Raw genomic sequence first — 12,788 nt, forward strand, 5'->3', positions numbered from 1 at the left:
CTCGTCCCGGTGATCCGTCGGCTTGTGAGTCGTGGGTGTGCCGAGGGTGATGTGGCGCCGGTGCTGGTGCGGGGGCGGGGAGTGTTCGCGCAGCCCGGCGCTTGCGGGGTGCCGTCGCGTCCACCCGTGCCGCCCCAGCGGCACGACTGCCCGCGGAGCGCGGGGCGACGGCAGCGACTGCCCGAGGGTCGCGGGGCGGCGGCAGCGACTGCCCGAGGGTCGCGGGGCGACGGCAGCGACTGCCCGAGGGAGCGCGAATGCCTGCGGGAACGCGGCTGCTCGCGGCCGATGCGGTGTGGGGGTGGGTGTGGTCAGGGTGACGGGGCACTGCCCCCGATGGGGACTACTCCTCGTCCTCGTCGTCCAGGCGGGCCAGCCAGGTGGCCAGGCGTTCCACCGGGACCTCGAAGTCGGGGTTGAGGTCGACGAAGGTGCGGAGCTGTTCGGCCAGCCACTCGAAGGTGACCTCCTCCTCCCCGCGCCGCTTCTCCAGTTCCTCGATGCCACGGTCCGTGAAGTACATGAGGTCAAGGATATGTGCGGGAAAACGGGCGGGCCGCACCCCCCGTGAGAGGGGTGCGGCCCGCGCGCGTACCGCTGCCGGTTACGCCTCGAAGACCTCGCGCACCAGCTGCTCCTGCTCGGCCTGGTGGCGCTTCGCGGAGCCGACCGCCGGGGACGAGCCGTGCGGCCGCGAGATGCGGCGCAGACGCTCGTCGTGCGGGACGTCGGCGCCGACCGCCAGGTCGAGGTGGTCGATCAGGTTGAGCGCGATGAACGGCCAGGCACCCTGGTTCGCCGGCTCCTCCTGGGCCCACAGGTACTTCTCGGCGTTCGGGTACTTCTTGATCTCCGCCTGGAGCTCCGCACCCGGCAGCGGGTACAGGCGCTCGATGCGGATGATCGCGGTGTCCGTCGCGCCGCGCTTCTGCCGCTCGGCCTCCAGGTCGTAGTAGACCTTGCCGGCGGTGAAGACGACCTTCTTGACCGCGGCCGGGTCGACCGAGGCGTCGCCGATGACCGGGCGGAACTGGCCGGTGGTGAACTCCTCCGCCTTCGAGGCCGCGGCCTTCAGGCGCAGCATCGACTTCGGGGTGAAGACGACCAGCGGCTTGTGGTGCGGGTTGTGCACCTGCCACCGCAGGAGGTGGAAGTAGTTCGACGGCGAGGTCGGCATCGCGACCGTCATGTTGTTCTGGGCGCAGAGCTGCAGGAACCGCTCCGGGCGGGCCGAGGAGTGGTCCGGTCCCTGGCCCTCGTAGCCGTGCGGGAGGAGCAGGACCACACCGGAGGTCTGGCTCCACTTCTGCTCCGCCGACGAGATGAACTCGTCCACGACCGTCTGCGCGCCGTTGACGAAGTCGCCGAACTGCGCCTCCCACAGCACGAGCGCGTCGGGGCGGGCCAGCGAGTAGCCGTACTCGAAGCCCATCGCCGCGTACTCGGACAGCAGGGAGTTGTAGACGTTGAGCCGCGACTGGTCCTCGGAGAGGTACTGCAGCGGCGTGTACTCCTCGCCCGTGCTGCGGTCGATGATGACCGCGTGGCGCTGGCCGAAGGTGCCGCGCTGGGAGTCCTGGCCGGCGAGCCGGACCGGGACGCCCTCGAGGAGCAGGGAGCCGAAGGCGAGGGTCTCGCCCATGCCCCAGTCGATCGTGCCGTCCTCGACCATCGCCGCCCGGCGCTGGAGCTGCGGCAGCAGACGCGGGTGGACGGTGATGTGGTCGGGGATGTTGACCTGGGACTCGGCGATCCGCTTGACGGTCTCCGTGGTCACCGCGGTGTTCACGGCGACCGGGAACTCGGCCTGCGGGTCCGAGGGCTCGACCGTGGCCGGCTGCGAGGTGGCCTCGCGGACCTCCGTGAAGACCTTCTCGAGCTGGCCCTGGTAGTCCTGGAGCGCCTGCTCGGCCTCTTCCAGGGTGATGTCGCCGCGACCGATGAGGGACTCGGTGTAGAGCTTGCGCACCGAGCGCTTCTTGTCGATCAGGTCGTACATCAGCGGCTGAGTGAAGGCCGGGTTGTCCGACTCGTTGTGACCGCGGCGGCGGTAGCAGATGAGGTCGATCACCACGTCCTTGTTGAACGCCTGGCGGAACTCGAAGGCCAGCCGCGCGACGCGGACCACGGCCTCCGGGTCGTCGCCGTTCACGTGGAAGATCGGGGCCTCGATCATGCGGGCCACGTCCGTCGCGTACATCGACGAGCGCGACGACTCCGGGGCGGCGGTGAAGCCGACCTGGTTGTTGATGACGACGTGGACCGTGCCGCCGGTGCGGTAGCCGCGCAGCTGCGACATGTTCAGGGTCTCGGCCACCACGCCCTGGCCCGCGAAGGCCGCGTCGCCGTGGATCGCCACCGGCAGGACGGTGAAGTCCGTGCCGCCCTTGCCGATGATGTCCTGCTTGGCGCGGGAGACGCCCTCCAGGACCGGGTCGACCGCCTCCAGGTGCGAGGGGTTCGCGACCAGGGAGACCTTGATCTGCTCGCCGTCCAGGCCGGTGAAGGTGCCCTCGGCGCCCAGGTGGTACTTCACGTCGCCGGAGCCGTGCATCGACTTCGGGTCGAGGTTGCCCTCGAACTCGCGGAAGATCTGCGCGTACGACTTGCCGACGATGTTCGCCAGCACGTTCAGCCGGCCGCGGTGGGCCATGCCGATGACGACCTCGTCCAGGCGGGACTCGGCGGCCGAGTCCAGCACCGCGTCGAGCAGCGGGATGACGGACTCGCCGCCCTCCAGCGAGAAGCGCTTCTGGCCGACGTACTTCGTCTGCAGGAAGGTCTCGAAGGCCTCCGCCGCGTTCAGCCGGCGCAGGATGCGCAGCTGCTCCTCGCGCTCCGGCTTGGTGTGCGAGCGCTCGATGCGGTCCTGGATCCACTTGCGCTGCTTGGGGTCCTGGATGTGCATGAACTCGACGCCGGTGGTGCGGCAGTACGAGTCGCGCAGCACGCCGAGGATGTCGCGCAGCTTCATCAGGGACTTGCCGGCGAAGCCGCCGACGGCGAACTCGCGCTCCAGGTCCCACAGGGTGAGGCCGTGCTCGACGATGTCCAGGTCGGGGTGCTTGCGCTGGCGGTACTCCAGCGGGTCGGTGTCGGCCATGACGTGGCCGCGGACCCGGTAGGAGTGGATCAGCTCGAAGACGCGGGCGGCCTTGGTGACGTCGTCGTCGTGGGAGGCGTCGATGTCCTTGAGCCAGCGGACCGGCTCGTAGGGGATGCGCAGCGCCTCGAAGATCTCGTCGTAGAAGTTCTTCTCGCCGAGCAGGAGGTTGGCGACCGCGCGCAGGAACTCGCCGGAGGCGGCGCCCTGGATCACCCGGTGGTCGTAGGTCGACGTGAGCGTCATGACCTTGGAGATGCCGAGCTTGTTCAGGGTGTCCTGGGAGGTGCCCTGGAACTCCGCCGGGTAGTCCATGGAGCCGACGCCCATGATCACCGACTGGCCGGGCATCAGGCGCGGCACGGAGTGGACGGTGCCGAGGCCGCCGGGGTTGGTCAGGGAGACCGTGACACCGGTGAAGTCGTCCATCGTCAGCTTGTTGTCGCGGGCGCGACGGACGATGTCCTCGTAGGCCTGCCAGAACTCGAAGAAGTTCAGCGTCTCGGCCTTCTTGATGGCCGCGACGACCAGCTGGCGGTCGCCGTTGGGCTTCACCAGGTCGATGGCCAGACCGAGGTTGACGTGCTCCGGCTTCACCAGGGTCGGCTTGCCGTCCACCCGCGCGAACGAGTGGTTCATCGCCGGCATGGCCTTGATGGCCTGCACCATCGCGTAGCCGATGAGGTGCGTGAAGGAGATCTTCCCGCCCCGGGCCCGCTTGAGGTGGTTGTTGATGACGATGCGGTTGTCGAACAGCAGCTTCACCGGGACCGCGCGCACGGACGTGGCCGTGGGCAGCTCCAGCGAGGCGTCCATGTTCTTCGCCACGGCGGCGGACGGGCCGCGCAGGGTGACCTGCTCGGGGCCGGCCTTGGCCTCGGTGGCAGACGTTCGCGCGGCGTCAGCCGCTCCGGTGGAGCCGGTGCTCGCACCGGGCTTCGGCTTCGCGGCGGCGGGCGCGGCAGGCGCGGCGGCCTTCGCCGGGGCGGGGGCCGGAGCCTGGGCCGGGGCGGCGGGCGCCTTGGCGGCCGGCTGAGCGGCGGGTGCGGCGGCGGGCCGCGCGGCCGCCGGAGCGGGCGCGGCGGGCTGGGCCGGGGCGGCCGGCTGAGCCGGGGTGGTGGTGGTTCCCGCGGCCCCCGCGGCCGCGGTACCCGCCGGAGCCGAGGTCGCAGGCGCGCCCGGCTTGTAGTCGGCGAAGAAGTCCCACCAGGCTCGGTCCACCGAGTTCGGGTCCTGGAGGTACTGCTGGTAGATCTCGTCGACGAGCCATTCGTTGGCACCGAAGGCCGCAGCGGGGTTCTTACCCGCTTGGTCGGTGTCGGTCGAGATGCTCGAGTTACTGGGGGACTGTGGCGACACGGCGTCAACCGCCCTCTTCCGCTTCGCAAGATGATGGACAGCGGAAATAAAGGCTACGCCCCCGAGAGCGAGAAGGTCAGGCCGGGCCCGTCCATCGTCGTGTAAGTCACATCGCGGCGGGTGTTTCGGCGCGGGAAATGGCGGGAAACAACCCTGGTTCCGAGTCTCCGGGCCGCTTCAGGGATCGCTCGGACGGGCCCCGGCGCGCAGCTCGCGCGGGCCTCTGCCTGATCACACGTGTCCGTCAGGACGAACGCCGGTGGATCTTGCGGCTCCGCTTCGAACTTTACGTCAACTCGGTACGGATGACGCTCCCGGAAGAGTGATGAGAATCCGGCAGCCCCGCTCGGATTCGGCCACTCCGATCCGGCCGCCGTGCAGATCGACGGCCCAGCGGGCGATCGCCAGGCCGAGACCGGTGCCGCCGTCGCTGCCCGGACCGTGCGGCCGGTTGACGTTGCCCCGGTTGAACCGCTCGAAGACGCGGTGCCACTCGGTCCGCGGAATGCCGGGCCCCTCGTCCAGCACCTCCAGCTCCAGCGACTCCGGCTGGTCCCCGCGCCGCGCCCGGACCGTCACCCGGCCGTGCGGCGGGCTGTGCTTGACCGCGTTGTCGATGAGGTTGGCGACGACCTGGTGGATGCGCTCGGGGTCGGCGTGCGCGACGAGCTCCAGCGGCGACACGTCGAGGTGCAGATGGACGTCCGTACGGGTGTGGCTGCCCGATCCTGAGGCCATGCCCGCGCGGGCCGTGGAGACCATGTTGGCCTCCTTCAGCACCCCGGACAGGTACGGCCACACCTCGAACCGCCGCTTCCTCAGCGGCACCACGCCGTTGTCCAGGCGGGACAGGTCGAGGAGCGTCTCCACGAGGCGGCCCAGCCGCTCGGTCTGCTTCAGGGCCGTGCGCATCGTCTCGGGGTCGGCCTCGGTGATGCCGTCGACGATGTTCTCCAGCACCGCGCGCAGACCCGCGATGGGCGTGCGCAGCTCGTGCGAGACGTTGGCGACCAGCTCCTTGCGCTGGCGGTCCTGGGCCTCCAGCTCGTCGGCCATGACGTTGATCGTCCGGGCCAGGTCGCCGAGCTCGTCCCAGCGGTTCTCGCGCACCCGGCGGGTGTAGTCGCCGTGCGAGATGGAACGGGCCACGGCGTTCATGTCGTCCAGCGGCGCGGTGAGCGAGTGCGCCACGAACTGCGTGATGAGCAGCGTCGCGATCATCGAGAAGATCGTGATGAAGCGCAGCTCCGTCTTGGTGTGCACGGCGATCACCGACAGTCCCGTGGTGATCAGGACCGAGACGACGACCAGCGCACCCAGCTTGGTCTTGATCGAGAACGGGCGTACACCACCCCAGGGCTGCCGCGCCCCGGGGCCTCTGCGTCCGGCCGGACCGTCGCTCATGGCGTCGGCGTCTCCAGGGCGTAGCCCACGCCGTGCACGGTGCGGATGCGCTCGGCGCCGATCTTCCGGCGCAGCGCCTTGATGTGGCTGTCGACCGTGCGGGTGCCGGAGGCGTCCGCCCAGTCCCACACCTCGGCCAGCAGCTGCTCACGGGAGAGCACCGCGCGGGGCGTGTTCGCCAGGCACACCAGGAGGTCGAACTCGGTGGGCGTCAGATGGACGTCCTCGCTGCGCACCCGCACCCTGCGCTGCGCGTGGTCGATCTCCAGCTCGCCCAGGCGCAGGATGCCGCTGCGCGGGGTCGTCGCCGCGAGGGCGGCCCGCTCCATGCGGCGCAGCAGTACGTGCACGCGGGCCGCCAGCTCCCGCATGGAGAAGGGCTTCGTCATGTAGTCGTCGGCGCCGACGCCCAGCCCGACCAGCATGTCGGTCTCGTCGTCACGCGCGGTGAGCATCAGCACCGGCACCGGCCGCTGGGCCTGTACGCGCCGGCAGACCTCCAGGCCGTCGAAGCCGGGCAGCATGATGTCGAGGATCAGCAGGTCGGGCTGCCAGGCCTCCGCCGTGTCCACCGCGGACGGGCCGTCGCCCGCCGTTTGCACCAGGAATCCCTCGGCGCGCAGGCGAGTCGCGATGGCGTCCACGATCGTCGCGTCGTCCTCGACCACCAGGACCCGGCGCTGGGCGCCGGGGGTGGTCGTGGCCGTGCCGTTGTGGGAGGTCTGTGTCTGCTCCATCGCCCGCCCCTGAGGTGTGCTTTTTCCGGAATCCGTGGGGTGATCCGTCGTCTGCGCATCACTGCGATTGACGCTTGAATGACCGCGTCAGGGCAGCAGCGTACGGGGATTCACCGCGGCTTTGCTATCCAGGGCGGACGCCGAGGTGCACGACGTCCGGAACGCCCCGGGCAACGGGGATCTCTTCGGTACGCACCTGTTGGAACCCGGCATTCCGCAAGGTTCCCTCGAATTCCGGGGACGGCTTCGCCGACCATACGGCGAGTACCCCGCCCGGCCTCAACACCCTTGCGCAGGCGGCCAGTCCGGCCGCCGAGTAGAGCCCGTCGTTGTCCTCGGTGACGGTCCAGTCGGGCCCGTTGTCGATGTCGAGGCAGAGCGCGTCGAACGTGTCCGATGTCTCATCGAGGTAACGGACGAGGTCCGCCTCGACGATCTCCGTACGCGGGTCGGCGAGGGCCCGCGCGGAGAGCCCGGACAGCGGTCCCGCGCGGTGCCACTCGATGATCGCCGGTTCGCGTTCCACCACGGCGATCCGTCCCCAGCGGGGCTGCCCGGTGGCGTGTGCGAGCGAGAAGCCGACCCCGAGGCCGCCGATCAGGACGTGCGGGCCGGTCCCCGGTCTGTGCCCCGCGCGGGCGTCGAGGGCGGCCAGGGCGGCGTCGACGAGCCGCCGCTCCGAACGGCCGTCGGAGGTGTCCATCAGGAAGCAGCCGTTGGCGATGATCTGCAGCAGGTCACCGTGTCTGCGCAGCACGACCTCGCCGTACGGGCCCTCGCGGCGGTCCAGGACTTCGGGGGGTTCGGGAATGTCGTACGGGGTGGACATGCGTTCATCCTGACAGCTCCCTTTCCGCGGCGGTCAGGGGCTTCGGCGCCCCGGAACGGTGATCGCTCAGAGCGAACGCGACTCCGGGAACATTCGGCGGCTCACAAGCATTGAGTCGGCATAGCTCAACTTGACTGCCGAAGGGGAGATCATGGCTGCTGAGTCCACACCGCTCGCCCTGCCTGTGTTGCCGCTCGACGACGAGGTCGTGCTGCCCGGGATGGTGGTTCCGCTGGACCTGAGCGATTCCGAGGTGCGCGCCGCGGTGGAGGCCGCCCAGGCCGCCGCCCGCACCGCACCGGGAAAGCCCAAGGTGCTCCTGGTGCCACGCGTCGACGGGACCTACGCCGGCACCGGCGTGCTGGGCACGGTCGAGCAGGTCGGCCGGCTGGCCGACGGCGATCCCGGCGCCCTGATCCGCGGCCGGGGCCGCGTGCGCATCGGCGCCGGGACCACCGGGCCGGGCGCGGCGCTGTGGGTGGAGGGCACCCGCATCGACGAGAGCGTGCCCGAGCCGCTGCCGGGGCACGTGACCGAGCTGGTCAAGGAGTACAAGGCGCTCGCCACCGCCTGGCTGCGCAAGCGTGGCGCCTGGCAGGTCGTCGACCGGGTCCAGGCCATCGACGACGTCTCCGCGCTCGCCGACAACTCCGGCTACTCGCCGTTCCTGACCACCGAGCAGAAGACCGCCCTGCTGGAGACCACCGACCCGGTGGCCCGCCTGAAGCTCGCCACGCAGCAGCTGCGCGACCACCTCGCCGAGCAGGACGTCGCCGAGACCATCGCCAAGGACGTCCAGGAGGGCGTCGACAAGCAGCAGCGCGAGTTCCTGCTGCGCCGCCAGCTCGAAGCCGTACGCAAGGAGCTGCGCGAGCTCAACGGCGAGCAGGAGGGCGAGGAGTCCGACGACTACCGGGCCCGCGTCGAGGCCGCCGACCTGCCGGAGAAGGTCCGTGAGGCCGCGCTCAAGGAGGTCGACAAGCTGGAGCGCTCCTCCGACCAGTCGCCCGAGGGCTCCTGGATCCGCACCTGGCTCGACACGGTCCTGGAGATGCCGTGGAGCGAGCGCACCGAGGACGCGTACGACATCCAGGGCGCCCAGGCGGTCCTCGACGCCGAGCACGCGGGCCTGGAGGACGTGAAGGAGCGGATCACCGAGTACCTGGCGGTGCGCAAGCGGCGCAGCGACCGGGGCCTGGGCGTCGTCGGCGGACGGCGCGGCGGTGCCGTGCTGGCCCTGGTGGGTCCGCCCGGCGTCGGCAAGACGTCCCTCGGCGAGTCCGTCGCCCACGCGATGGGCCGCAAGTTCGTCCGCGTCGCCCTCGGCGGCGTCCGCGACGAGGCCGAGATCCGCGGCCACCGCCGTACGTACGTCGGTGCCCTGCCCGGCCGGATCGTGCGGGCGATCAAGGAGGCCGGGTCGATGAACCCGGTCGTGCTCCTCGACGAGATCGACAAGGTGGGCTCCGACTTCCGGGGCGACCCGGCCGCGGCCCTGCTCGAAGTCCTCGACCCGGCGCAGAACCACACCTTCCGGGACCACTACCTGGAGGTCGAGCTCGACCTGTCCGACGTGGTCTTCCTCGCGACGGCCAACGTCCTGGAGGCCATCCCGGAGGCCCTGCTCGACCGCATGGAGCTGGTCCGCCTCGACGGCTACACCGAGGACGAGAAGGTCGTCATCGCCCGCGACCACCTGCTCCCGCGCCAGCTCGAGCGCGCCGGACTGGCCGAGGACGAGGTGACGCTCGACGAGGGCGCGCTGCGCAAGCTGGCCGGCGAGTACACGCGCGAGGCGGGCGTGCGCACCCTGGAGCGGTCCATCGCGCGGCTGCTGCGCAAGGTCGCAGCCCAGCATGAACTGGGTGAGCGGAAGCTGCCCTTCACCGTGACCGGGGACGATCTGCGGGGCCTGATCGGCCGGCCGCACCACGTGCCCGAGTCCGCCCAGGACCCGGCCGAGCGCCGTACCGCCGTCCCCGGTGTCGCCACCGGGCTCGCGGTGACCGGCGCCGGCGGAGACGTCCTCTACGTGGAGGCGTCCCTGGCCGACCCGGAGACGGGCGCGGCGGGGTTGACCCTGACCGGCCAGCTCGGTGACGTGATGAAGGAGTCCGCGCAGATCGCGCTGAGCTTCCTGCGCAGCCACGGCGCCGAACTGGAACTGCCGGTGGGCGACCTGAAGGACCGGGGCGCGCACATCCACTTCCCGGCGGGCGCGGTGCCCAAGGACGGCCCGAGCGCGGGCGTCACCATGACCACCGCCCTGGCCTCGCTGCTCTCCGGCCGGCTGGTCCGCACCGACGTGGCGATGACCGGTGAGGTCTCGCTGACCGGGCGGGTGCTGCCGATCGGCGGGGTGAAGCAGAAGCTGCTCGCCGCGCACCGCGCGGGGATCACCACCGTCATCATCCCCAAGCGCAACGAGCCCGACCTGGACGACGTCCCGGCGGAGGTGCTGGACAAGCTCGACGTCCACGCCGTCACCGACGTCCGCCAGGTCCTGGAACTGGCGCTGTCGCCCGCGACGAACGGGGCGGTGCCGGAGGTTCCGGTCGCGGCGTGACGGACGCGGCCGGATGAGGGAAGGCCCGGGTCCCGTGAGGGAGGCCCGGGCCTTCACCGCGCCCGGCCGCTGTCGGCGAATCCGCAGACCACTCCCGGACGCGGGCCCTGGAGCCACGACGGGAGCGGATCTCCCGGCGACGCGCCGCAGGCGGGCCGTTCCGGTGGGAGATCCGCTCCCCTCGGCGTCCTGCCGCCGGATTCGCCGACGGCTTCCGTGCCGCCCGGCAGGGACCGGCCGGGTCAGCCCAGGGCGAAGGTCCGCACCCGGTCCAGGGTGCCGTTGAAGAGGTCGTGGTCCCCGACGGTCGGGCCGGTCGAGGTGTACTGCCACATCGTGTACGTGCTCCAGCCCGCGGGCAGTTCGCCCACGGTGGAGGCGTACCGGGCGATCCACAGCGGAGTGGTGGCGGCGAAGCCGGCGTAGTTGCCGGTGCACTGCTTCCACCAGCTGGTGGCCGTGTAGATGACGGCGTCCCGGCCGGTGCGGTACCGGTACTGGTCCAGGAAGTCGCGGATCCAGCTCACCATCGCGCTCTGCGACTTGCCGTAGCAGGCGTCGCCGTACGGGTTCCACTCGATGTCGAGCACGCCCGGCAGGGTCCGCCCGTCCGCCGACCAGCCGCCGCCGCGGTTGACGAAGTAGTCGGCCTGGGCGGCGCCGCTCGCCGTGTCGGGCGTGCCGAAGTGGTAGGCGCCGCGGACCATGCCGACGTCGTACGAGCCGTCGTACTGCTGCGGGTGGTACGGGTTGGTGTAGTACGTCCCCTCCGTGGCCTTGGCGTAGGCCCAGCGGACCCCGCTGTTCCACAGGGTCGTCCAGGCGACGTCGCCCTGGTGGCTGGAGACGTCCACGCCCTCCGTCCGGGTGGAGCGGACGGTGGGGAGGCCGCCGCTGCCGTCGTGGGCGGCGACGCCCATGCCCATGTGGGCGGAGCCGCGCGGAGGCGCGGTGGGGGCGGATCCGGCCGCGGCGGCCGGGCGGGGGAGGGAGAGCACCGCGAGCAGGACCGCGCCGGCGGTCGCGAGCGCGCGTATGCGGAGGAGGCCGGATCTGTGCACAGGCATGACGCATCTCCGAAAGGTCGGTGTGGGGTGAACCCGGAATGTGACCCATGTCCCATGTGGTGGGTATGCCACGCAATCCTCCGGTAAGGAGACTGCGCACGTGGACCACGACGGGGGCGGGCGTCCTCCCCCACTGTCCGGAAGGCGTGGGAGGTGCCCCCGGCCGCCGTTGGTCTACGCCTGCGAAATACTGGTGGAGCTGCGGCGACGTCGCCACTTGGCGGGAAACTTTCAGAACCGGAAAACCGAAGCAGGGGCAGACGTGCACGAACAAGGACACCGCGGCGAAGAGCGCGCCGCCTCCCCGGAGCCCGCGCCGGGTGTGGACCAGCCGGGATTCCTCGCGCTGGAACGCGAGTTGACGGTGCTGCTGCGGCGTGCCCGGGCCAGCCAGGGGGAGATGGCCCGCGCGGTCCATCCCGACCTGGAGCCGTCCGCGTACGGGCTGCTGGTCCGTCTGGATGAGTGCGGCCGGCAGCGGGCCACCGAGCTCGCCGCCTACATCGGCGTCGGCAAGGCGACGATGTCGCGCCAGCTTCGCGCGCTGGAGCAGCTCGGCCTCGTCGCCCGCGAGCCGGACCCCGCCGACGGCCGCGCCTGGCTGATCGCCCTCACGCGGGAGGGCCACGAACGGGTCCGCAGGGTCCGCGAGGCCCGCCGCGCGCGCTACGCCGGCCGGCTCGCCGACTGGGACCCCGACGAGGTCACGGAACTCGCCCGGCTGCTGAACCAGCTCAACCGGGGCATGGAGAAGTGACCCCGTACGGGCTACCGCCAACGGGGTGACAGCTCGGCGTACACCACCGTCGCGTCGTCGTGCGTCTTGCCGCGGCGCGGCGGTACCCGGTCCGCGTCCGCCCGCTCCAGGGCCCGTACGCGCTCCACCAGGGACCGGGCGCCCTCCTTGCGGACCAGGGTGAGGCAGTCCGCCCAGTCGCCCTCGTGGAACCTCTCCACCCAGCGCGCCGCGCCGTCCGTCAGGGCGGCCAGGGCGCGCACCCCGTCGCGCGGCAGCGAACCGGTGACCGCGCGGGAGGCCACCGAGGGATCCGCCGCCGCCGTGAAGAAGCCGCCCTCCTTGTTGCGCAGCGTGGTGTCCACCAGGGTGTGGGAGGCCAGGGCCGAGCGGGGCAGCCGGTCCAGCCGGTCGTCCAGGAACGGGGTGACCGCCCCGTCGGGGGACTCGACGAGCAGGGCCGAGTCGGACAGCACCAGGTAGTCCACCGAGGCCGGTGACCAGCGGGCCAGCACCACGGTCGCCTGCGGCGTACGGGGGTGAGAAAGGTCACAGGTTGCCGCGTGGTCGGCAGCGGTACGCGCGAGGGCGCGGGAGAGCAGCTCGGCCAGCGGAACATCCGGGAGGGAAACGGTCAGTTCGGTCAGCGCCCCGCCCAGCCGCGCGGTGAACCAGGGCACGGAATGCAGGCATCCGCCGCCGTCCCCCGGTGGCGTGACCCCGTCCAGCACCACGAGCGAACCGCCCTGTCCGGAGGCCGGAAGCCCGACGCTCGCGAAGTCCTCGTTGGGGCGGCCGGGATCACCGGGCTCCGAAACAAGCTCCGTACGCATCCCGCCAGTCTGCACGACCCCTTCACGAGGGTCGCGAAAGGCCCTCGCCGGTCGCCGGATCCGCGCAGCCGCGCAGGTCAGGCGCCTGGTTTGGGAGGGAATACAGTGCTCCGGGAAGACGTGGCGGCGAATATTGCCACCGCCCGCCGCAGAC

9 protein-coding genes are annotated in these 12,788 nt (G+C 71.3%); 2 read left to right on the plus strand and 7 right to left on the minus strand.

Annotated elements, in window-relative coordinates:
• Positions 1-343: 343 nt before the first annotated feature.
• The 5 genes from AMK33_RS10040 to AMK33_RS10060 all read right to left on the minus strand — a co-directional run bounded on the left by AMK33_RS10040 (position 344) and on the right by AMK33_RS10060 (position 7,432).
• Positions 344-523, minus strand: a complete 180-nt coding sequence (locus AMK33_RS10040; RefSeq protein WP_023586593.1) for a DUF6104 family protein — start codon at positions 521-523, stop codon at positions 344-346.
• Between the two features lie 81 nt (positions 524-604).
• Positions 605-4,462 (minus strand): multifunctional oxoglutarate decarboxylase/oxoglutarate dehydrogenase thiamine pyrophosphate-binding subunit/dihydrolipoyllysine-residue succinyltransferase subunit, encoded by a 3,858-nt coding sequence (locus tag AMK33_RS10045; protein ID WP_073932429.1) that lies wholly within the window; start codon positions 4,460-4,462, stop codon positions 605-607.
• A gap of 291 nt (positions 4,463-4,753) precedes the next feature.
• Positions 4,754-5,866: a HAMP domain-containing sensor histidine kinase gene (locus tag AMK33_RS10050; RefSeq protein ID WP_073932430.1), complete on the minus strand. Its 1,113-nt coding sequence runs from the start codon at positions 5,864-5,866 to the stop codon at positions 4,754-4,756.
• Complete coding sequence (locus tag AMK33_RS10055) at positions 5,863-6,603, minus strand: response regulator transcription factor (RefSeq protein ID WP_028959305.1); 741 nt, start codon at positions 6,601-6,603, stop codon at positions 5,863-5,865. Before AMK33_RS10055 ends, AMK33_RS10050 begins: the two co-directional genes overlap by 4 nt.
• A 124-nt stretch (positions 6,604-6,727) precedes the next feature.
• Positions 6,728-7,432, minus strand: a complete 705-nt coding sequence (locus tag AMK33_RS10060; protein WP_073932431.1) for a spermidine synthase — start codon at positions 7,430-7,432, stop codon at positions 6,728-6,730.
• 151 nt (positions 7,433-7,583) lie between these two features.
• Between AMK33_RS10060 and lon the strand changes: the two genes are divergently transcribed.
• Positions 7,584-9,998 (plus strand): endopeptidase La, encoded by a 2,415-nt coding sequence (gene lon / locus AMK33_RS10065; RefSeq protein ID WP_073932432.1) that lies wholly within the window; start codon positions 7,584-7,586, stop codon positions 9,996-9,998.
• A 242-nt stretch (positions 9,999-10,240) separates the two neighbouring features.
• Here the strand turns inward: lon and AMK33_RS10070 are convergent, their stop codons facing one another.
• Complete coding sequence (locus AMK33_RS10070; RefSeq protein WP_073932433.1) at positions 10,241-11,065, minus strand: lysozyme; 825 nt, start codon at positions 11,063-11,065, stop codon at positions 10,241-10,243.
• 262 nt (positions 11,066-11,327) lie between these two features.
• Between AMK33_RS10070 and AMK33_RS10075 the strand changes: the two genes are divergently transcribed.
• Positions 11,328-11,822, plus strand: coding sequence for a MarR family winged helix-turn-helix transcriptional regulator (locus tag AMK33_RS10075; protein WP_073932434.1), 495 nt, complete (start codon positions 11,328-11,330; stop codon positions 11,820-11,822).
• Positions 11,823-11,833: 11 nt separating this feature from the next.
• Here AMK33_RS10075 and AMK33_RS10080 read toward each other — a convergent pair whose 3' ends face one another.
• Complete coding sequence (locus tag AMK33_RS10080) at positions 11,834-12,634, minus strand: protein phosphatase 2C domain-containing protein (protein WP_073932435.1); 801 nt, start codon at positions 12,632-12,634, stop codon at positions 11,834-11,836.
• Positions 12,635-12,788: the final 154 nt, after the last annotated feature.

The organism is Streptomyces sp. CB02400 (assembly GCF_001905725.1).
In the GTDB taxonomy this organism is placed as follows: Bacteria; Actinomycetota; Actinomycetes; order Streptomycetales; family Streptomycetaceae; genus Streptomyces; species Streptomyces atrovirens.